Raw genomic sequence first — 20,203 nt, 5'->3', positions numbered from 1 at the left:
TGTCCGGCGTTTGAGGACGAGGCCCGTTCAGGGCTGTGGCGGGGGGCCGGGGGCGGCAGCCCTCGGGGGATGGGGCGGGATTCTCGGGGGCGCTGTCGCTCAGCGCACCCTCGGGAAGCGGGCCTGCAGTGTCCAGATGGCCGGGTTTTCGCCGAGGGCGTCGTGGAGGTCGATCAGGTCGGCCAGGACATCGTGCAGGAAGTCCCTCGCCTCCTTGCGGAGTTCCGCGTGGGAGAAGGTGAGCGGGGGCTCCTCCGCCGGCATCCAGTCGGACTCGATGTCCACCCACCCGAAGCGGCGCTCGAAGAGCATGCGGTCGGTGGACTCGGTGAAGTCCAGCTCCGCGTACTGGGGGCGGGCGGCGCGGGAGCCCGCGGGGTCCTGGTCCAGCTGCTCCACGATGTCGCACAGTGCCCACGCGAAGTCGAGCACCGGCACCCATCCCCAGGCTGTGGACAGTTCCCGGTCCGCCTTGGTGTCGGCGAGGTAGACGTCTCCGCAGAACAGGTCGTGGCGCAGCGCGTGGACGTCCGCACGGCGGTAGTCGGTCTGTGGGGGGTCCGGGAACCGGTTGGAGAGGGCGTAGCCGATATCGAGCACGGAGGTGATGGTGTCACGGCGGGATTGCCATCCATGAACCCGTGTCCGCACGGGCGCGACCCGTGGCGCGACGCGCGACGGGTCATACCCGTGACTCGCCGACGGCGGGGGTGAGGAACTCGTCGACGGCCTGGGACATCCCCGTGTGCGGGCACTGCGCGGGCACTGTGTTGCACGGCGACGCGGGCACGCGAAAGCCCCCGTCCAAACGCCAACTCGCGTTCGGGCGGGGGCTTTTCAGCCGCCGTGTGCAGCTCGGCGATCGACTCAGACGTTGACGCCGAAGTCCTGGGCGATGCCTGTAAGGCCCGAGGCGTAGCCCTGGCCGACGGCGCGGAACTTCCACTCCGCGCCATTGCGGTACAGCTCGCCGAAGACCATCGCCGTCTCCGTCGCCGCGTCCTCGGAGAGGTCGTAGCGGGCGATCTCGGCGCCGCCCGCCTCGTTCAGGATGCGGATGTAGGCGTTGCGGACCTGGCCGAAGTTCTGCGAGCGGTTCTCCGCGTCGTAGATCGAGACCGGGAAGACGATCTTGTCGATGTCGGCCGGGAGGCCGGCGAGGTTGACCTTGATCGCCTCGTCGTCGCCCGCGCCCTCGCCCGTGCGGTTGTCGCCGGTGTGGACGATCGTGCTGTCCGGGGTCTGCTTGTTGTTGAAGAAGACGAAGTGGGCGTCCGAGTAGACCTTGCCCTGTGTGTTGACCGCGATCGCCGAGGCGTCGAGGTCGAAGTCCGTGCCGGTGGTGCTGCGGACGTCCCAGCCGAGGCCCACGGTGACGGCGGTCAGGCCCGGAGCCTCCTTGGTGAGCGAGACGTTGCCACCCTTGGACAGGCTTACAGCCATTGTTGGGAGTCCTTCCCTCGTTTTGACATACGTGCGTACATGCGTACGTGCGTGCGGGGCGGGAGCCCCGTACGGGGACGAAGCTACCGTCACCCCTATGAACGCCGACGGGGGTCCCGAAGGTTCCGCGTGCCTTTACTTTCTTTACCTACCTTGACGGCCTGTCGTGCTGTCGTGCTTGTCGTGATGCAAACAGGTTGTGATGAAAACGGGGTGACGTGGACCGGACAGTCGCGCGACCATGGTGGGCATGGCCGGTCCCTACCTCATCCGCGGCTCCGTCTCGCTCCCCGAGGCCGAGCTCATGTGGCGTTTCTCGCGGTCCGGTGGTCCGGGCGGGCAGCACGTCAACACCAGTGACTCCAGGGTGGAGCTGAGCCTCGACCTCGCGAGTACCGAAGCGCTGCCCGACGTCTGGAAGCAGCGCGCACTGGAGCGCCTCGCCGGCCGGCTCGTCGACGGAGTCGTCACCGTCCGCTCCTCCGAGCACCGCTCCCAGTGGCGCAACCGAGAGGCGGCGGCCGTACGCCTGACCGCCCTCCTCGCCGAGGCCACCGCACCTCCGCCCAAGCCCCGCACGCCCACCCGTATCCCGCGCGGAATCAACGAACGCCGGTTGCGGCAGAAGAAGGCACGCGCGGATGTGAAGCGGGGTCGTACGGGACGGGACTGGGGTTAGTCGCTAAGGGTCCTGTTAACGGTCCTCGGTCAGCCGGTCGCCCTGGAGTGGAGGGGTGGCCGAGGAGTGACCGAGGGTGGCGGCGGATGAACGATCGTGAATTTCCGGACCGCCGGGAAAAAGAACCGCGGAACGGCCCGTGGAATGAATTTCTCGCCCTGCCATTCGTGTTGCACGCATCGAAGTCGTCTCCGGGCCGTTGCCCATCGAATGCCCGGTGCGGATGCCGAAGCCGATGAAACCGTTCGGGGGAGACCGGCGGCGCGGCGGGGGCTCCGGCGCGCCGGGTTCCGCGTGTGTCGTCGGCGGCGCGCGGCTGGAGCGAGTCCCGACATTTACGTTCGTACACGCAAAGATCGGCGTGATCGACTTTCTAGGCCAGTTTCAGCACCCCGACCGTCTGGCCCCCGCTCGTCTCGCCGGTGGGGCGAAAGCCCAGGGAGAGATAGAAGGGCTCGGGACCGGTCGGGCCGGGGTGCCAGGTGACGTAGAGGTCGGTGCCGCCGCGGCGGCGGACCTCGGCGGCGACGGACTCGACGGCGAAGCGGCCGTAGCCCTTGCCCTGTTCGTCGGCGGCGATGTTCAGGCGCCACAGGCCGGAGCGCAGGTCGGTGCCGGTGTCGCCCCAGTTGATGTCGAAGAAGGCCATGAGGAAACCGACGGGCCGCTCGCCGTCGAGGATCAGCCGGGGCCAGGCGGTGCGCGGATGGACGTATGCCTCGGCCAGGGACTTCACGACCGGGTCGACCGCGTGTTCCTGGTCGGGCCGGACCCGTACGGCGACGGCCGCGTCGAAGTTGTCGGAGCTGATCCGCTCCAGCCGGAGCGTGTCGTCGTTCGTCATACGGGCAAGCTATGCCGCCTGGCGCCGGCGTGACCAGCGGGTTTCCCGTCGGCCCGGCTTCAGCCCAACTGCCGGTACCGGCCCCGGAAGTACGCCAGCGGACCCCCGTCCGCGCTCGGTGCCGTAGCCGTCGCCGTCAGGACGCGGCCGATCACCAGGGTGTGGTCGCCGGCCGGCACCCGCTGTTCCGTACGGCACTCCAGGGTCGCCAGGGCGCCGCCCACCAGGAGGGCGCCGGACGCCTCGCCCCTGATGGAGGGGAGGTCCGCGAAGAGGAGGCGGTCGCTGATGCGGCCCTTCATCGCGAAGCGGCCCGCGATGTGCCGCTGGTTCTCGGAGAGGACGGAGACCGCCCACAGAGGCTGTTCGTCGAGCAGGTCGTCCATCCGGGAGCCCTCGCGCACGCTGACCATGACCAGGGGCGGGTCCAGGGAGACCGACAGGAAGGCGGTCGCCGTCATACCGACGTCCTCACCGCCGGGGGCCTGCGGGTCGTCCGGGTCGAGCGACAGCTCCTGTGCGGTCACCAGGACCACGCCCGAGGCCAGGCGGGACATGGCGGCGCGGAAGTCGTCGTTGCTCACTCCCCCAGGATGCCCGGCGGGACGGGAGGCGCGTGGGGCGGGGGAGGCGGTGGTGGCTGTGGTGGTGGCGTGTGGGGCCGGCGGGGTGGGTACGGCAGGGGGAGTCAGCACACGGAAAAGCTATTCGCCGTTTCCCTGTCACCGCATCGGGCCAGCGCCCGAAGCGGGACCTAGGACTCCGGACCGAGACCCAATGATCGGGAACGGCCACGCGGACTTCTTCTCGCCCGTATCCTCGCTCGTAGTATCCGCACAGATACAAAGTTTGCGTTCAGTAAACGCACAGGAAGAACCCAGAAACTCCACTCAATTGCTCATCTTTCGCTGTGACTTGAGTCACAGGTGCCCATTTTTGTTGACCCTGTGTACCGAGTGGGCAGCGCGCTGTGATTCAGTGGCGGGGAAGGTGAGAAAGGCGGAAGGAGGGCGAATGGAGACCGACCAGGAGCCGTATGTCCGTCTCGCGACCTTGCGGCAACTGCACCAGGTCATGGCGGACATGAACACCGCGCGCAGTCTGGCGGACACCCTTCAGACCGTCGCAGACGGCGTCGTCAACGGCCTTGGGTACGAGTTGGCCTGCGTCAACCTCGTCCGCCCCGACGGCGATCTCGTCGTCGCCGCCTTCGCCGGGAACTCCGCCGCCGAGGCCCTCATCACCGGCCGGGTCGGCTCGCGTGATTCCTGGGAGCGTCGGCTCGCCATGGGTGAGACCTGGGGCGACCTGGTCTTCATACCGCACACCGAGGGCTGGGTCCTCGACGACGACGATGTCCCGCAGTGGTACACCGACGGCCCCGCCCCGCGCTTCGAGGACGAGTGGCACCCCTCGGACCGGCTCTTCGCGCCGATGTTCACCCCGAGTGTGCCCGGCGGCACATGCGGCGAACTGATAGGCGTGCTGTCCGTGGACCGGCCGCGCAACGGTCGCCGACCGGGCGCATGGGGTAAAGAAGCGCTCCAGATGTATGCGTTTCAGGCCGCCATCGCGATCAGCAACGCGCGTCTACGTGCGAATATGCAGCGGGCACTGGTCAGACTCGAGCGTGAACAGCAGGCACTGAGGGCCAGTGAGGAAAGCTTCCGTCAGGCCTTCGAGTACGCCCCCTCCGGCATGGCCATCGCCGAGATGGGCGGCGACCAGCACGGGCGAATACTCCGGACCAACGACGCCCTGTGCCGCCTCCTCGGCCGCCCCGCCTCCGCGATGCGCCGCTACTCCTTCTCCGACCTCGTGCACCCCGAGGACATCGGCACCCTGCTGCGCACCTCCGCCGAGGGCGGGCGCACCGAGCTCAGGCTCTGCCGCCGTGACGGCTCGTATCTGTGGGTGTCGCTGCGCAACTCCGTCGTCGCGGACGCCGCCGACGGCCCGCGCTTCCTGCTCACCCACGTCGAGGACATCGAGGAGCGCAAGCGCCGCGAGCTCCAGCTCGCCCACCGCGCCTCCCACGACTCCCTCACCGGCCTGCCCAACTCCGCCGAACTGCGCGCCCGGCTCAGCTCTCGCCTCTGCCAGCGCCCGCAGACGGCGGTGCCCGGCCTGGTCGAGTCCGTCGACGCGGCCTACGGTCACGCTCAGGTGGACGCCTACGGCACGCACGACCAGTACACGACGGCGCCGGTGCCTGTGCCTGTGCCGGACGGCGGACTCCAGCCGTACGACGTGAACGGCCACCAGTTCGACTTCCGCGCCGCCCCCGACGCATACGGCGCGTACGACCACCACGTCCACACCGTCGCCCCCGAGGGCGAGCAGGACGACGGGACGAAGGGGCTCGCGGTCCTCTTCTGCGACCTCGACGGCTTCAAGTCGATCAACGACCGCTTCGGGCACAACTCCGGCGACGCGGTGCTGATCGAGGTGGCCCGGCGGCTCAGCGGAGCCGTGCGCGACGGCGACACGGTGGCCCGGCTCGGCGGCGACGAGTTCGTGGTCCTCGCCGACGGCCTCGGCCGGGCCGACGCCCAGGACCTCGCCGTACGCCTGCGCAACGAGATCATCCAGCCGATCCGGGTCGACGGCCGCGCGATGCGGGTCGGTGCGAGCTTCGGCATCGGGTGGGCACACTGCGGAATGACGGCGGACGAAGTCCTGAAGTCGGCCGACGAGCGGATGTACATCGAGAAACGATCTCGTCCCAGACAGCACCGCCGGGCGGGATGACCTCCAGGTCAGCGGCCCTGTGGGGCTTTGTAGCGACCCTGTGGCAGGCCTGTAGCAGTTCTGTGCGGCCGGAGTCACCCGTTTGGGGCAGCGAGAGCGGGTAGGCTCGTCATTCGCATTGCATTGCAATGCACTGGTTGCCTGCGCGGCTCGTTCCGCAGGCCCTCGCAACACCCCCGCAGTGCCTCGCACGACCTCGCAACACCTTGTGACCAGCCCCACCCCGCACCTGTTGAGGAGTACCTAGGGATGACGCCCGGCAATAGCGGCGCGAGCACGCCCGAGGACGACGATCCGTTCGGCTACCTGTACGAAGACGGGCGGGCCAACGGAGCCCAGCCGCCGAGCAGCGGCTACGGCTACCCGAACTCGGTCGGCCGGGTGCGGCCGGTCGGCGAGCGTCAGTACAGCCCGCCGGCGGGCCCGGGACAGGCCCCCGGCCAGGGCCCGGGCCAGCAGCCGGCGTACGGCCAGACCGCCCCGACCGCGCAGTACGGCCAGGCGATCCCGCAGCAGCAGGGGGCGTACGGCAGCCCGAACGCCCACTACCAGGCGCCCGAGGCGTTCGGCGGCGGCCCCGCGGCTCCGCAGCAGCCCGCGTACAGCAACGGTGGCGGCCGAGGCGGGCGAGGCGGTGGCCCCAACACCAAGGGGCTGCTGATCGGTGCGATCGCGGTGGTCGCCGCGGTCGTCATCGGGATCGGCGTGGCCATGATGGGCGGCGACGGCGACAAGGACAAGGACAACGAGGCCGGCCCGACCCCGACAACGGGACAGAGCGCCTCGCCGTCCCCCTCGACCAGCAAGTCGGCGCCGGCCACGGAGGAGGACCTCCCGGCCATCGACGCGAAGGCCCTGCTCCTCGGCGGCGGCGCCGCTCCCGCGTCGGACGTCAAGGGCGCGAAGGCGGCCGACGGTGTCTATGTGGGCAACTTCAACAACGTGGGCGCGTCCGTCACGTGGAACGTGAGCGGCATTCCGGCGGACGGCAAGTACTCGCTGTACGTCGGTTACGGCGTACCGGGCAAGGACGCCGACGCCACGCTCAGCGTCAATGGCACGGCAGCCACGAGCCCGGTCAATCTGAAGAACCACGCGAAGGCCGCCGAGGGCGACTACGCGAAGGGCTGGACGGAGACCTACAACTACGTCGAGCTCAACAAGGGCACCAACACCATCAAGATCTCGTGCGAGCAGGGCAACCAGTGCGACGCGAACATCGATCAGCTTTGGCTGGTCAAGGGTTGGGTCGGCGACTGATCTGGCTGACCTGAAGGGGGCGGGGTCCCGTCGGCGCAGGCCCTAAGCCGCCGTCGCCTCGCCCGTCACCGTCACCCGGCCCAGCAGCTCCTCGTACGTCGCCCGGTCGAACTCGCCCGCCACCGGGGCCAGTACGGTCGCCGCCGACAGGGCCACCGCCCGGGTCAGGCGTTCGGGCCACGGGAGCCGGTCGACCAGGCCCGACAGCAGGCCCGCGACCGCTGAGTCGCCGGCGCCCGTCGGATTTCCCCGGACGTGGGCCGGCGGGGTTGCCCGCCAGCGGCCCTCCGGGGTGAGTGCGAGCAGTCCGTCCGGGCCCAGGGAGGCCACCACGGCCCGTGCACCGCGCTTGCGGGCGTTCCGGGCCGCCGTCAGCGGCTCGTGGGAGCCGGTGAGTTCGGCGAGTTCACCGGCGTTCGGCTTGACCAGGTCGGGGCGGGCCGCGACCCCGCGTCGCAACGGTTCACCGCTGGTGTCGAGCAGCACGGGTACGCCGGCTGCCCGGGCGGTGCGGACGAGGTCGGCGTACGCGCCCACCGGTACCCCCGGCGGCAGGCTGCCGCACAGGGCCACCGCCGAGACGGACGGCAGCAGTCCCTGGTACGCGTCCTGGAAGGCGGACCACTCGGCCGGGGTGATCTGCGGTCCTGGCTCGTTGAGTTGGGTCGCGTCCGTGGGCTGTGCGACTCCGGCCGTTTCGTCGATCACCGCTATCGTGCGGCGAGTTGAACCCGAGACCGGGACCAGGGCGTCCAACACACCTGGTGCGGCGGTGAGTTGCTCCTGTACGGCCCGTCCGGTCGCGCCGCCCGTGAAGCCGGTGACCGTCACCTCGTGGCCGAGGGCGGCCAGGACGCGGGCCACGTTCAGACCCTTGCCGCCCGGGCGTTCGGTCACCGAGGTGACCCGGTGGGAGGCGTACGGGCGTAACTCCCTTACGCGGTACGTGATGTCGAGCGCGGTGTTCAGCGTCACCGTGAGGATCATCCCGTCGGCCTCCCCCCTTCAGCTCAAGGTACTCAAGGTAGTTGGGGCTCCACTACCCAACTCCCCTTGCGCATCACTCCCTTGAGCGCGAAGTCCGCGTCCAGCAGCACCAGGTCCGCGTCCTTGCCCGGTTCCAGGGAGCCCACCCGGTCGTACATCCCCAGCAGCCGGGCCGGGTTGGCGGACAGTGCGGCGACCACGTCCGTGACCGGGAGCCGGTCGACGGTGACCGCCCGCCGGAACGCGCGGTCCAGGGTGAGTGTCGAGCCCGCGATCGAACCGCCCTCGACCAGCCGTGCCACACCCTCGCTGACCTCGACCTCCAGCGGGCCGAGCAGATAGCGGCCGTCGCCGAAGCCGGCGGCGTCCATCGCGTCGGTGATGAACGCCACGCGGTCCGCGCCCGCGTGGTGGAACGCGAGTTGGAGGGCCGCGGGGTGCAGGTGCGTGCCGTCGTTGATGAGTTCGACGGTGACGCGCTCGTCCTCGAGGAGGGCGGTGATCGGGCCGGGGGTGCGGTGGCCGAGGGTGGGCATCGCGTTGAAGAGGTGCGTGGCGACGGTGGCGCCCGCGTCGATGGCCTGCACCGTCTGCTCGTACGTCGCGTCCGTGTGCCCGATCGCCGCGAGGACGCCGTGTTCGACGAGCAGCCGTACGGAGTCGAGGCCGCCGGGGAGTTCCGTGGCGAGGGTGACCATCCTGGCCTGGCCGCGCGCCGCGTCGATCAGCTTCCGTACGTCCGCCGGGTCCGGGTCGCGCAGCAGCGCCTCGGAGTGGGCGCCCTTGCGGCACGGTGAGATGAACGGGCCCTCGAAGTGCACGCCGGCGATGTCGCCCTGCTCGGCGAGTTCGGAGAGGAGGCCGGCCTGGGCGGTGAGGGTGTCCATGTCGCCGGTGACGGTGCTGGCGACGAGGGTGGTGGTGCCGTGGGTTCGGTGGGTGTGGATGCCCTTGAGGACGTCTTCGGCGGTGCCGGCGGTGAAGGAGGCTCCGCCGCCGCCGTGGTTGTGCAGGTCCACGAAGCCGGGGACCAGCCAGTGGTTGGTTACGTCGATCACGTGGGCGTTCTCTGAGGCGTGCTCGGTGAACTTGGTGCCCTCGACGGCGAGTTGGGCGTCGTTGATGATGCCTGTGGGGAGTACGACCTGGGCGCCTCTGAACACCAGGTTGTGGGGTGGGTGCGGGCCGGTGGGGGCTTGTCGCGCAGTTCCCCGCGCCCCTGGGTGGGTTGCCGCTGGGTGCGATGCCAGTGGGCCCGTCTCCACTGGGTCCGTTGCCCCTGGGGTCGTTGCCATCAGGGCGTTACCTCCGTGAGGTCGGTCATGGTGGTCAGGAGATCCCAGGCGAGCAAGCCCGCGCCGAGGCAGCCTGCCGTGTCGCCGAGGGCTGCGGGGACGATGGTCGGAAGCTTCTGGAAGGTGATCCGTTGTTGTACCGCGGTGCGCAGCGGTGTGAACAACGTGTCGCCGGCCTCGGCCAGGCCGCCGCCGATGATCAGGGTGCGGGGGTCAAGGAGGGTGAGGGCGGTGACCAGGCCGTCGGCGAGGGCGTCGATGGCGTTCTGCCAGACCTGGTGGGCCCGCGGGTCGCCGGAGTCGACCGCCTTGGCGCAGTCCGCCGCGTCCGCGCCGGGGGTGTCGGAGGCCGCGGCCCATGCCTCGCTCACCGCCGACGCCGACGCGTACCGTTCCAGGCAGCCGCGCTGGCCGCACGGGCACGGGGTCCCGCCGGGCCGTACGACGATGTGGCCGATCTCGCCCGCGAAGCCGTGCGCGCCCGCCTCCACCCGGCCGGCGACGCCGATCGCGCCCGCGATGCCGGTGCCGAGGGCGACGAAGAAGAAGCGGTCGGCTCCCTGGCCGGCCCCGATCCGTCCCTCCGCGAGGCCACCCGTCCGTACGTCGTGGCCGAGTGCGACCGGCAGGCCGAGCCGCTGGGTGAGCAGTTCGCGCAGGGGTACGTCGCGCCAGCCGAGGTTCGCCGCGTAGACGGCGAGGCCGCGCTCCGCGTCGACGATGCCGGGGACGGAGACTCCGGTGGCGGCGGCGCTCTCGCCCAGGTGGGTGATGCCGTGGGCGCGGAGGTCGGTGGCGAAGCCGAGGATCGCCTCGACCACGGCGTCGGGGCCGCGCTCGCGGCCGGTCGCTCGGCGCGCCTGGTGGAGCAGAGCGCCGTCCGGCCCGATGAGGGCGGCTTTCATCGCGGTGCCGCCCACGTCGAGGGCGATGACATGTCTCACGGGGACAGTGTGGCCCGTCTACCCTGAAGAGGTCTAGTCCACTTACGTGGTGTAGACCTTATAGGGCTAAGAAGTTGAACGTACCAATGAACATGTATGTGAACGACCAGTTGGGATTCTGTAGTGCAGCGGCGTAGGACAGGGATGATCGCGGCGGTGTCCGCACTCGGCATGACGGCAGCACTCGGAGGCTGCGGAGGTACCGGCTCGGGTGAGGTCACCCTGAAGCTGGTCGCCGCCGACTACGGCGACTCCGACGCCAACAGCTCCCAGAAGTACTGGGACAGCCTGGTCAAGGAGTACGAGGACGCCCACCCGGATGTGAAGGTCGACGTCAGCGTCTACTCCTGGAACGACGTCGACCGCAAGGTCAAGGAGATGGTCGTCGCCGGTGACGCGCCCGACCTGGCGCAGATCGGCGCGTACGCCGACTACGCGGCCAAGGGCGACCTGTACCAGGCCGACGAGCTGCTCTCCATCCCCACACAGGCCGACTTCGTCGCCCAGCTGGCCGACGCCGGCAAGGTCAAGCGCACCCAGTACGGCATGCCCTTCGCCGCCTCCACGCGCCTCCTCTTCTACAACAAGAAGCTCTTCACCGCGGCCGGCCTCACCCCGCCCACCACCTGGAGCGAGCTGGCCGCCGACGCCGCCGCGCTGAAGGAGGAGGGCGTGAAGACCCCGTACGCCCTCCCGCTCGGGCCCGAGGAGGCGCAGGCCGAGACCATGCAGTGGCTGCTCAGCGGCGGCGACAGCTACACCAGCGCCGTCGGCACCTACGGCATCGACTCCCCGCAGAACATCAAGACGTTCACGTGGCTCAAGGACGAACTCGTCGGCAAGGGCCTCACCGGCCCCGTCGCCCCCGGCAAGCTCAACCGGGCCGCCGCCTTCGCCGCCTTCGCGCGCGGCGAGGTCGGCATGCTCAACGGCCATCCCTCGCTGATGAAGGCCGCGACGGCCAAGGGGGTCGACGTCGGCATGGTGCCGATGCCGGGCGCGGAGGGCTCGACGCGGTCCGCGATGGGTGTCGCCGACTGGATGATGGCCTTCAAGAAGAACGGTCACCTGAGCCAGATCGGCGACTTCCTCGACTTCGTCTACGACGAGAAGAACGTGCTCGCCTTCTCCCGCGAGTACGACCTTCTGCCGGTCACCACCTCCGCCTCCCGGACGATGTCCACCGCCGCCCGGGACAAGGACCTCGCCCCCTTCCTGGAGGAGCTCCCGACCGCCCAGCTCTACCCGGTCGGCAAGACGTCCTGGGCGCAGGTCAGCGCGGACATCAAGCAACGGATCGGTACGGCGCTGGCGGCGAACGGCAGCCCGGCGACGGTCCTCACCGAGCTCCAGGCGCAGGCCAACTCGGAGGAGGCCGCGGAGAACAACGCGGAGAGCAGCGCCGAATAGCGCCGAATAGAGCCGAGTAGAAATGTTGCACGGCCGAAACGCCCGGGGCATTGGACCGGGCCCCTCGATGCGGGAGGCTCTACGCGCGTCCACAGAGCGTGGCGCGCGTGCCTCCCAGGGGAGCGGTCTGCCGTGCGACAAGTGTGGGGCGGGTATCGCGGGCCGGTCTTCGCCGCCGTGACGATGCTGAGTCTGGGTTCCGTCCTCGTGCTGGGCGGCTGCGGCTCGGGCGGCGACGGTGAGGGGTCCGGCGGCGTCACCCTCACCGTGGTCGCCACGAACTACGGCGACGACGTCGTCAAGAACTCGGAGTCGTACTGGAACGGGGTCAGCACGGCCTTCGAGGCAACCCACCCCGGCATCCGGCTCGACGTCAGGGTGTACGAACCCGGCGAGGCCGAGGCGCAGGTCGCCAGGATGGTCGCCGCCGGCAACCCGCCCGACATCGCCCAGATCAGCGGCTACGCCGACTACGCGGCCAAGGGCGATCTGTACCGGGCCGACGACCTGCTCTCCATCCGCGTCCAGGGCAACTTCCTGCCCAACCTCGTGGACGCGGGCACCACGAGCCGTACCCAGTACGGCCTGCCGTTCCTCGCCTCGACCCGCCTCCTCTACGTCAACAAGACCCTCTTCGCCGAGGCCGGCCTCGAACCCCCCACCACCTGGGCCGAGTTGAGGAAGGCGGCGCAGGCCCTCGACGAGCGGGGCGTGAAGTACCCGTACGCGCTCCCGCTCGGGCCCGAGGAGGCGCAGGCCGAGACCCTGCAGTGGCTGCTCGGCGGGGGCGGCGGCTACACGGGGGACACCGGCGACTACGACATCGCCTCCGCCCGCAACGTCTCCACCCTCACCTGGCTGCGCGACCGCATGGTCGGCGAGGGCCTGACCGGCCCGGTGCCCCCGGACCGCCTCAACCGCAAGGCCGCGCTCCAGGCCTTCGTCGACGGCGAGGCGGGCATGGTCAGCGCGCCGGGCGCGCTCGTACGGGAGATCGAGCGGTCGGTCGAGCCGGTCGCGTACGAGGCCGTCCCGATGCCCGGCCGTACGGCGGGCACGACGACGGCGACGGTCGGTACGACGGACTGGATCGCCGCGTTCAAGCACGGCGGGCATGCCACGGAGATCGGTACGTATCTCAACTTCCTGTACGAGGACAAGAACGTGGTGGATCTCGCGGGGACCTACCAGCTGCTGCCGGTGACGTCGTCGGCGGCCACGTCCATGCGCGCGAACAAGACGTACGAGGCCCTGTGGGACGGCCTGGACGCGCTCGGCGCCGCCCAGCTGTACCCCGTGGGCAAGCCGACGTGGACGGCCACCAGCCGGGACATCCAGGAGACGATCGGCGGGGCGGTGCTGGCACGGGGGAATCCGGGGGCGGTGCTGGGGGCGATACAGGAGCGGGCCACGGCGGCGGAGGCGGCCTCGGGCTGACGCCGGATGCCAGTGCCGGATGCCAGTGCCGGATGTCAGTGGCGGGGGCTACGGTTTCTTCCATGGACGGGGAGCAGCTGGAGCGACGGGAACAGGACATTCTCGCGCTGGAGCGCCGGGGGTTCGCGGGGCCGGGGGCGAAGGAGCGGGCGATACGCGAGGAGCTGAGGTTGGCGCCGGTGCGTTATTACCAGCTGCTCAACGCACTGCTGGACGACCGGCGGGCACTGGAGTGTGATCCGGTGACGGTGAACAGGTTGCGGAGGGTGCGGGACGCCCGGAGGGGGGAGCGGTAGGCGACGCCGGGTTTCCTCGCCCCCGCCGCCCCTACCCGTCCCATCCCTGAGGGCGCTGCCCCCAGACCCCCCATCGCGCTGAACGCGCTCGTCCTCAAACGCCGGACGGGCTGGAGGGGTGCCGCCCGATAGGGTCGCACCCATGGACTCCCTGCCTACGCCCGTGACAGTGGCCGGCCGGGACGGGCTGGATGCCGTCCTCGCGAACCCTGCCGGCGCCGTCGTCGTCCTCGATTTCGACGGCACCCTCGCTCCGATCGTCGCCGACCCCGAGCAGGCCCGCGCCCACCCCGACACCCTCCCCGCCCTCTCCGCCCTCGCCCCCAACGTCGCCTCCGTGGCCGTCCTCACCGGTCGCCCCGCCGGTGTCGCGGTCCGGCTCGGCGGGTTCGCGGGCGCGCCCGGCCTGCAACACCTCGTCGTCCTGGGCCACTACGGCACGGAACGCTGGGACGCCGTGACCGGCACGGTCAGTGCCCCCGCCCCGCATCCCGGCGTCGCCGCAGTCCGTGCCGAACTCCCCGGGTTCCTCGAACGCTTCGGCGCCTGGCAGGGCACCTGGATCGAGGAGAAGGGCCGGGCCGTCGCCGTGCACACGCGGCGCGCGGCGGATCCGCAGGCCGCGTTCGAGGCCCTGCGCGAGCCCCTCGCCGACCTGGCGACCCGGCACGGTCTGATCGTCGAACCCGGCCGCCTCGTGCTGGAGCTGCGCCCGCCCGGCATGGACAAGGGTGTCGCCCTCCAGGAGTACGTCCGTGAGACCGGCGCGACCTCGGTCCTCTACGCCGGCGACGACCTCGGCGACCTCCCGGCGTTCGCGGCGGTGGAGAAGCTCCGCCAGAACGGCATCCCGGGTCTGTTGGTGTGCAGCGGCAACGCCACCGAGGCGGTGACGGAGCTGGCGGAACGCGCCGACCTGGTCGTCGACGGCCCCGCAGGCGTCGTACAGCTGCTGACGGCCATCGCGGCACAACTACCCTGATTCTGCGGGCACCGTCCCGTTGGGGGAAGACGTGACGGGCTGACACCCGAGGCGGTGATTGTCACGCAAAGCCGCGGGGTGTCACCGTACGATCACCCACATGGTCGACGTAGGGGTGAGGCAGCTGCGACGCAGCAGGGACCGACTGGAGCGGCACGGGGAGGAGCTGGCCGACAGCGACGATCACGCCACGGCCGGCCTGCTGCTCTTCTACAGCGCCGAGTGCGGTCTGAAGGCAGAGGTGATGCAGCGGCGGAGCCTGCGGGACACCTCACAGCTCCCCAATGACCTGCGCACCCACGACCTGCGAGTACTCGCCAAGGAACTCAGGTGGTCGCCGCAGACCCAGAGCGCTCTCCAGGGCTGCGCCAGACCTCGGAACAACGGCCAGGCGGTTCCGAAGGTCGAGCCTCCGGCGCTGCACGAGGCGTGGAGGTACGGTGCGGATCTGGAACCGGACGACGAGAAGCAGGCGCTGGACGCCTTGCGGACACTGATCTCGGAATCCCGGAAGTGACGTCGTGAGCAGGGAAGCGGGATCACACGTGGACATCGGTGACCACAGCGGTGTTGTACCGGGCCGCCTCTTCACCTGGGTGGATGTCGACGAGCACCTCTCGTATCTGGCCGAGGCCGGACAGTGGCCCGAGTGGCTACTCGAAGCCGATGCCTGGTGGGACCAGTTGGCGCTGACGGTCCGTTCGCACGCGACCGAGGACATGGTTCGGGCATGGTTGGACCGTGCTTTCGGCCGCGGTTCGGTGATCGGGGAGCCCGGGCGGCCGATGCTTGCCCTGGACCGGCCTCGCGGGCTCGGTGCCGAAGGCATCCCCGTGACCCTTGACGCGATCGACGACCGCTCGCCGGAGCGGCGGGTGCCGCGTCTGACCGAGCGCAGAACGACGGCTGAGCTGGCTCAGACGCTCCCTCGGCCGCGATCCGACCGATTCGCGGGCGATGTGCAGGTCATCGCCTTCCACTCCTTCAAGGGCGGAGTGGGCCGCACCGTGCATGCGGTGGCGCTCGCCGACCAGCTGGCCAGGCAAGGGCGCCGAGTACTGCTCATCGACGCCGACCTTGAGGCACCGGGCATCACATGGATGCACCAGGCCCAGGGCGGGACGAGTGACATCAGCTACGAGGACGTGCTGGCTCTGCTCCACGGCACGGACGACGGGGGTACCGCCTCGGTCACCGAGATCGTGCGTGACTACCTGGCAGGTCAGTTCGTGGTGGGCACCGGACCCGGACGGCTCGCGATCCTTCCCGCCACACGCCGGTCCAGGCTCGGCCCGCCGCGTGTCGAACCGGTCGACCTGCTGACACATGACCGGTCGGCCTACTTCCTCACCGAGTCCCTGGCCGAGGTGGCCTCGGCAGCCGAACTCGACACCGTGATCATCGACTTGAGGGCAGGAGCGTCCGAACTGTCGGCGCCTGTCCTGCTCGACCCGCGCGTGCAGCGGGTGTTCATCACCACGCTCAGCCATCAGTCGCTGGACGGCACTCTGCGGATGATCGGGCAGCTGGGCGCCAAGGCACCCGCGCTGCTCGGCCAGGACCCCGCCCCCGCAGCGGTGGTCACGCAGTACCGGATGGACGTCCACGACGACGAGGCCGAGGGAGCGAGGCGGAAGTTGTCCGACGCTCTTCTCGGGACGCTGAGCGTTTCGGAAGGCGATGAGCAGGAGGGGGACCTCGACGTCGACACCCAGGCGCTGACCGCCGCGCTGGTCAGCCCGTTCCGCGACGAGCTGCTCGCGCTGCCGGGCAGCTGGGACGAGGTCGTGGAGGTCGTACGCCGCTGCGGTCTGGGGGAACGGGTCGCGGAGTTGGCTCCGCAGCCGTCGTCAGGTGGGGGCCTGCGAGCGGAGGAGAGCGGTCCTGTCGGCATCGAGGAGCTCAGGACGATGCTGCGGGACCGGGCGGCCTCGCTCGTCTTCGCAGAACGGACCGGACTCGACGGCGCGCTGGGATTCCTGTCCACCGAGCCGCTGCGTCGGCTGATCGGTGACCACCGCGGGTCCCTGCCTGTGGCGGTGGTGGTCGGTGCGAAAGGCGCCGGAAAGACCTTCACCTACGCGCGGATGTGCGCCGCGGGAAGCTGGTCCGGCTTCGCCGAGAAGGCGGGGCTGAAGGTGCTGGACGACGCGCTCGTCGTGCCTGTCCTGGATCCCGCCAACCTCGACCAGGAAACCACCGGAGAGCGGAGCACCAGCCCCCAGGATCTGCGCGACCTCGCTGCGGGCGGCGAGGGGACGACTCGTACGCAGATCCTTCGGCTGCTCAACGAATCTCTGAGGTCGCCTGAAAATGGCACGGACCCGGATTTCTGGCTCTACATCTGGCTGCGCTGCATGGCGCTGGCAGGCGGCAGCGAGGCCGCCCGGGACATCGACTACGACGCCGAACACGAACTGCTGGAACTCGGACGTCAGCGACAACTGCTCTTTGTCTTCGACGGGTTGGAGGACTTTCTCCAGGAACTCGAAGGCGAGGCCAAGCGTGTCGCGCTGCGTGCACTGCTCGTGGACGTTCCCGAATGGCTGCGATCGCTACGAGGACGGCCGCTCGGTCTGGTGGTGTTCGTGCGCCGGGACCTGGCGGCGTGGGCCATCCGGCAGAACCTCGGCCAGTTCCTCGACCGGTATGACCCCTACGCGTTGCGTTGGGATGCCCAGGAAGCCCTGAGGCTCGCTCTTTGGGTCGCGGTGACTGCCAAAGCCGTGCCAGAGCCGCCGGAGCGGGAGCTGATGGAACTCTCGTACGAGGAGATCACGCGGGCTCTGCATTCGGTGTGGGGGGCGAAACTCGGTTCGGACAGCTCCCGCGAGGCCTGGTCGGACCGCTGGGTACCAGCGGCGCTGGCGGACTTCAACGACCAGGTGCAGGCTCGCGATGTCGTGCGCTTCCTCCGGGAGGCTGCCAATCTGTCAGCGGGAGACGAGCGGACGGACCGGTTGCTCGTCCCCACGGCCATGCGTACCGCACTTGTCCAGTGCAGTTCGGAGAAGGTCAAGGAGATCGGACAGGAGAACAAGAAGCTCGGCGATCTGCTGCGCGGGTTGGAAAGGTACGCCCACGAGGTACTCATGCCCTTCAGCGCCGACGACGTCGGACTGGACGCCAACGGCATCGAGGTACTGCGTGACGCCGGAGCGCTGGCCGCCGACTCGGATGGTCGCTACCGACTGCCCGAGATCTACCGGCACGCCCTCGGTTTCCGAACCCAGGGACGGGCCCGTGTCGTACGGCGTTGAAGCAGTAACAGCCCGTCAGCCCAGCGCGTTCAGCTGGTCCAGGAACCACTGGGCCGGCGGCAGCGCGGTCGCCGCCGCGGCCAGCCGCTTCGTGCGTTCCGCCCGTTCGCCGGCCCCCATGTTCAGCGCCTCCTCCAGCGCCCGCGCCGTCTGTGTCACGTCGTACGGGTTCACCACGATCGCGTCCTCGCCCAGCTCCTCGTACGCCCCCGCCTCCCGTGACAGCACCAGCGCGCACCCTTCGTCGGAGACCACCGGGATCTCCTTGGCGACGAGGTTCATGCCGTCGCGGATGGGGTTGACGAGGGCCACGTCGGCGAGGCGGTAGGCGGCCAGGGAGCGGGCGAAGTCGTCCTTGACGTGGAGGACGACCGGGGTCCAACCCGGGCTCCCGTACGCCGAGTTGATGTCGTCCGCCACCCGTTGCACCTCGGCCGTGTAGTCGCGGTACACCGCCAGGTCCTGCCGGGAGGGGTATGCGAACGCCACGTGCACGACCCGCTCCTGCCACTCCGGGCGGTCCTCCAGCAACTGCCGGTACGCCAGCAGGCCCCGCACGATGTTCTTCGACAGCTCGGTACGGTCGACGCGCACGATCGTCTTCCGGCCGTCGCCGCCGATCTCGGCCCTCAACGCGGCCATCCGCTCCTCGACGTCCGGCTCGTGCGCGCGCCTGCGCAGGAAGTCCGCGTCCGCGCCCAGCCCGTGCACCCCGATCCGCGTGTCGCCGAGGCCGCCGACCAGGTCCCTACAGCAGGCGGTGAACGCGTCGGCCCACCGGCGGGTGAGGAAGCCGAGGCGGTCCGCGCCGAGCATGCCGCGAAGGAGCTGCTCGGAGATGTCGTACGGCAGCATCCGGAAGTAGTCCGCCGGTGCCCACGGCGTGTGCGAGAAGTGCCCGATGCGCAGGTCGGGGCGCAGTTCGCGCAGCATCCCCGGGACCAGGCACAGGTGGTAGTCCTGGACCACCACCGACGCGCCCTCGGCCGCCTCGTCCGCCAGCGCCGCCGCGAACGCGCGGTTGTAGGCCTCGTACGACGCCCACTGGCGCCGGAACTCCGCGTCGAAGACCGGCTCCAGCGGGGTCTGGTACAGCATGTGGTTCACGAACCAGAGCACCGAGTTGGCGATGCCGTTGTACGCGTCCTCGTGCACGGCCGCAGGGATCGCGAGCATGCGCACGCCCGGCTCGCCCTCTCCCCGCCGTACCGCCTCGCGGTCGCCGTCGCCGAGGGCCGAGCAGACCCACAGGGCGTTCGCGTCGGGCCCGATCGCCGACAGCCCGGAGACCAGCCCGCCGCCGCCGCGCCGGGCGTGCAGCGAGCCGTCCTCGCGGACCTCGTACGTGACCGGGCCACGGTTGGACGCGACCAGCACCCGGTACTCACCTTGCACACCCTGCGTTGAAGCCATACGCCTCAACCTAGCCCGGCCCGGAAACGCTCAAACGTACACACGTACGCCTCAGCCGTATACAAGACCGCACAGGACCTGCTCCGGGACCTGTTCCGGGACCTGTTCCCGGGCCTGTTCCGGGACTCGTCCCGGCCTACGCGACCTTCCTCCTCGCGTACTCCGCGATGTCCGCCATCGGCGGGCGTTCCTCCGTGTCCACCGAGTACGTACGCGGTTCGAAACCGTTGTCTCCGCGCTCGAACTGGGTGAGCGAGGGGCGGATCAGATGGCCGCGGGCCAGCCGGAGCTGTGCGGTGCGGTAGATCGCGGCGGACATCCGGCCCAGGGCCTGGCCGTCCTGGTGGCGGTGCTTGCGCACACCCACGTCGACCTGCGCCAACGCGTCCAGGCCCACCAGGTGCAGGGCGTCGATCAGCATGCCCAGCTCCACGCCGTAGCCGACGGGGAACGGGAGCTGTTCGAGGAGTGAGCGGCGGGCCGCGTACTCGCCGCCGAGCGGCTGGACGAAGCCGGCCAGCTGCGGCCAGTGCATGTTGAGGAGGGGGCGGGCCATCAGTTCGGTGACCCGGCCGCCCTGGCCCGCTGCCTGGCCGAGCGGGCGGTCGTACATCGCCTTGACGAGATCCACACCCGGGTCCGTGAGCAGGGGGCCCACGATCCCGGAGACGAAGTCCGACGAGAACTCCTTCAGGTCCGCGTCGATGAAGCAGACGATGTCCCCGCTGGTGACCAGGAGCGAGCGCCACAGGACCTCGCCCTTGCCCGGTACGGCCGGGATACGCGGCAGGATGTCGTCGCGGTGCACGACCCGGGCGCCCGCCGCGGCGGCCACCTCGGAGGTGCGGTCGGTCGATCCCGAGTCGATGACGACGATCTCGTCGACGAGCGGGACCTTCAGCATCAGGTCACGGCGGATGACGGCGACGATCTCGCCGACCGTCTCCTCCTCGTTCAGCGCGGGCAGGACGACACTCACCGTGGCGTTCGAGGAACGCTTGGCGGCGATCAGCTTCTTGAGCGGGCGGTCACCAACGGACCAGGAGCGCGTGCTGAGCCAGCGCTCGACGTCTTCCAGCACCTGCGGCTCTCCCTTACGTTGCATGGGGGGAAGCGCGATCTTCTATCTCGCGGTTCGGACGGCTCCCACCACCATCCAAGCCTTCGGTTACAGTCTTGAACAACGCGGGTGACCATCGCAT

The 20,203-nt window shown here is 70.0% G+C and carries 18 protein-coding genes; 9 read left to right on the top strand and 9 right to left on the bottom strand.

Translation table 11 applies throughout. The features are described from left to right. Positions 1 to 99 precede the first annotated feature (99 nt). Both OG734_RS21195 and OG734_RS21190 read right to left on the bottom strand, forming a co-directional pair. Complete coding sequence (locus tag OG734_RS21195) at positions 100 to 600, bottom strand: hypothetical protein (RefSeq protein ID WP_330289101.1); 501 nt, start codon at positions 598 to 600, stop codon at positions 100 to 102. A 267-nt stretch (positions 601 to 867) separates the two neighbouring features. Beyond that, a complete protein-coding gene (locus tag OG734_RS21190; protein WP_330289100.1) occupies positions 868 to 1,443 on the bottom strand; it encodes a TerD family protein in 576 nt (191 codons plus the stop codon). A gap of 241 nt (positions 1,444 to 1,684) precedes the next feature. Between OG734_RS21190 and arfB the strand changes: the two genes are divergently transcribed. Beyond that, complete coding sequence (gene arfB, locus OG734_RS21185; protein ID WP_330289099.1) at positions 1,685 to 2,122, top strand: alternative ribosome rescue aminoacyl-tRNA hydrolase ArfB; 438 nt, start codon at positions 1,685 to 1,687, stop codon at positions 2,120 to 2,122. A gap of 373 nt (positions 2,123 to 2,495) precedes the next feature. On the opposite strand, the gene OG734_RS21180 is transcribed toward arfB, so the two are convergent. Together OG734_RS21180 and OG734_RS21175 are read right to left on the bottom strand one after the other, a co-directional pair. Beyond that, positions 2,496 to 2,966, bottom strand: a complete 471-nt coding sequence (locus OG734_RS21180) for a GNAT family N-acetyltransferase (RefSeq protein ID WP_330289098.1) — start codon at positions 2,964 to 2,966, stop codon at positions 2,496 to 2,498. A gap of 59 nt (positions 2,967 to 3,025) precedes the next feature. Continuing rightward, on the bottom strand, positions 3,026 to 3,550 hold the full coding sequence (locus tag OG734_RS21175) for a flavin reductase family protein (protein ID WP_330293736.1): 525 nt from the start codon (positions 3,548 to 3,550) through the stop codon (positions 3,026 to 3,028). Between the two features lie 430 nt (positions 3,551 to 3,980). Between OG734_RS21175 and cdgB the strand changes: the two genes are divergently transcribed. Next, positions 3,981 to 5,717 (top strand): diguanylate cyclase CdgB, encoded by a 1,737-nt coding sequence (gene cdgB, locus OG734_RS21170; RefSeq protein WP_330289097.1) that lies wholly within the window; start codon positions 3,981 to 3,983, stop codon positions 5,715 to 5,717. A gap of 249 nt (positions 5,718 to 5,966) precedes the next feature. Next, positions 5,967 to 6,977 carry a CBM35 domain-containing protein gene (locus OG734_RS21165; protein ID WP_330289096.1) on the top strand — a complete coding sequence of 337 codons (1,011 nt, stop codon included), beginning with the start codon at positions 5,967 to 5,969 and terminating at the stop codon, positions 6,975 to 6,977. Between the two features lie 42 nt (positions 6,978 to 7,019). On the opposite strand, the gene OG734_RS21160 is transcribed toward OG734_RS21165, so the two are convergent. The 3 genes from OG734_RS21160 to OG734_RS21150 form a co-directional block, all read right to left on the bottom strand. After that, positions 7,020 to 7,964: a 1-phosphofructokinase family hexose kinase gene (locus OG734_RS21160; protein ID WP_330289095.1), complete on the bottom strand. Its 945-nt coding sequence runs from the start codon at positions 7,962 to 7,964 to the stop codon at positions 7,020 to 7,022. 32 nt (positions 7,965 to 7,996) lie between these two features. Then, the gene (nagA, locus tag OG734_RS21155) at positions 7,997 to 9,127 is read right to left on the bottom strand and encodes an N-acetylglucosamine-6-phosphate deacetylase (RefSeq protein ID WP_330289094.1); all 1,131 of its coding nucleotides are present in this window, start codon (positions 9,125 to 9,127) and stop codon (positions 7,997 to 7,999) included. A gap of 131 nt (positions 9,128 to 9,258) precedes the next feature. After that, positions 9,259 to 10,203: an ROK family protein gene (locus OG734_RS21150; protein ID WP_330289093.1), complete on the bottom strand. Its 945-nt coding sequence runs from the start codon at positions 10,201 to 10,203 to the stop codon at positions 9,259 to 9,261. A gap of 123 nt (positions 10,204 to 10,326) precedes the next feature. Between OG734_RS21150 and OG734_RS21145 the strand changes: the two genes are divergently transcribed. From OG734_RS21145 to OG734_RS21120, 6 genes are all read left to right on the top strand, one after another. After that, positions 10,327 to 11,613, top strand: coding sequence for an extracellular solute-binding protein (locus OG734_RS21145; protein ID WP_443064886.1), 1,287 nt, complete (start codon positions 10,327 to 10,329; stop codon positions 11,611 to 11,613). Between the two features lie 132 nt (positions 11,614 to 11,745). After that, a complete protein-coding gene (locus OG734_RS21140) occupies positions 11,746 to 13,050 on the top strand; it encodes an extracellular solute-binding protein (protein WP_443064885.1) in 1,305 nt (434 codons plus the stop codon). A 62-nt stretch (positions 13,051 to 13,112) separates the two neighbouring features. Next, positions 13,113 to 13,346, top strand: coding sequence for a DUF3263 domain-containing protein (locus tag OG734_RS21135; RefSeq protein WP_330289091.1), 234 nt, complete (start codon positions 13,113 to 13,115; stop codon positions 13,344 to 13,346). A gap of 142 nt (positions 13,347 to 13,488) precedes the next feature. After that, complete coding sequence (gene otsB, locus OG734_RS21130; protein WP_330289090.1) at positions 13,489 to 14,328, top strand: trehalose-phosphatase; 840 nt, start codon at positions 13,489 to 13,491, stop codon at positions 14,326 to 14,328. A 100-nt stretch (positions 14,329 to 14,428) separates the two neighbouring features. Continuing rightward, positions 14,429 to 14,845 (top strand): hypothetical protein, encoded by a 417-nt coding sequence (locus OG734_RS21125; RefSeq protein ID WP_330289089.1) that lies wholly within the window; start codon positions 14,429 to 14,431, stop codon positions 14,843 to 14,845. 28 nt (positions 14,846 to 14,873) lie between these two features. Continuing rightward, a complete protein-coding gene (locus OG734_RS21120; protein ID WP_330289088.1) occupies positions 14,874 to 17,588 on the top strand; it encodes a ParA family protein in 2,715 nt (904 codons plus the stop codon). A 15-nt stretch (positions 17,589 to 17,603) separates the two neighbouring features. On the opposite strand, the gene OG734_RS21115 is transcribed toward OG734_RS21120, so the two are convergent. Together OG734_RS21115 and OG734_RS21110 are read right to left on the bottom strand one after the other, a co-directional pair. Next, entirely contained in the window at positions 17,604 to 19,001 is a 1,398-nt protein-coding gene (locus tag OG734_RS21115) for an alpha,alpha-trehalose-phosphate synthase (UDP-forming) (protein WP_330289087.1), read from the bottom strand. 136 nt (positions 19,002 to 19,137) lie between these two features. Then, positions 19,138 to 20,082, bottom strand: coding sequence for a glucosyl-3-phosphoglycerate synthase (locus tag OG734_RS21110; RefSeq protein ID WP_330293734.1), 945 nt, complete (start codon positions 20,080 to 20,082; stop codon positions 19,138 to 19,140). Positions 20,083 to 20,203: the final 121 nt, after the last annotated feature.

The sequence above is a fragment of the Streptomyces sp. NBC_00576 genome, assembly GCF_036345175.1.
Taxonomy (GTDB): domain Bacteria; phylum Actinomycetota; class Actinomycetes; order Streptomycetales; family Streptomycetaceae; genus Streptomyces.
This window is presented reverse-complemented; position numbering and strand designations above follow the sequence as displayed.

Excerpts from the sequence above, each read along its gene's own strand:
- OG734_RS21190 (WP_330289100.1), bottom strand. The coding sequence starts at position 1,443 with ATGGCTGTAAGCCTGTCCAAGGGTGGCAACGTCTCGCTCACCAAGGAG.
- arfB (WP_330289099.1), top strand. The coding sequence starts at position 1,685 with ATGGTGGGCATGGCCGGTCCCTACCTCATCCGCGGCTCCGTCTCGCTC.
- OG734_RS21180 (WP_330289098.1), bottom strand. The coding sequence starts at position 2,966 with ATGACGAACGACGACACGCTCCGGCTGGAGCGGATCAGCTCCGACAAC.
- cdgB (WP_330289097.1), top strand. The coding sequence starts at position 3,981 with ATGGAGACCGACCAGGAGCCGTATGTCCGTCTCGCGACCTTGCGGCAA.
- OG734_RS21165 (WP_330289096.1), top strand. The coding sequence starts at position 5,967 with ATGACGCCCGGCAATAGCGGCGCGAGCACGCCCGAGGACGACGATCCG.
- OG734_RS21160 (WP_330289095.1), bottom strand. The coding sequence starts at position 7,964 with ATGATCCTCACGGTGACGCTGAACACCGCGCTCGACATCACGTACCGC.
- OG734_RS21135 (WP_330289091.1), top strand. The coding sequence starts at position 13,113 with ATGGACGGGGAGCAGCTGGAGCGACGGGAACAGGACATTCTCGCGCTG.
- otsB (WP_330289090.1), top strand. The coding sequence starts at position 13,489 with ATGGACTCCCTGCCTACGCCCGTGACAGTGGCCGGCCGGGACGGGCTG.
- OG734_RS21125 (WP_330289089.1), top strand. The coding sequence starts at position 14,429 with ATGGTCGACGTAGGGGTGAGGCAGCTGCGACGCAGCAGGGACCGACTG.
- OG734_RS21115 (WP_330289087.1), bottom strand. The coding sequence starts at position 19,001 with ATGGCTTCAACGCAGGGTGTGCAAGGTGAGTACCGGGTGCTGGTCGCG.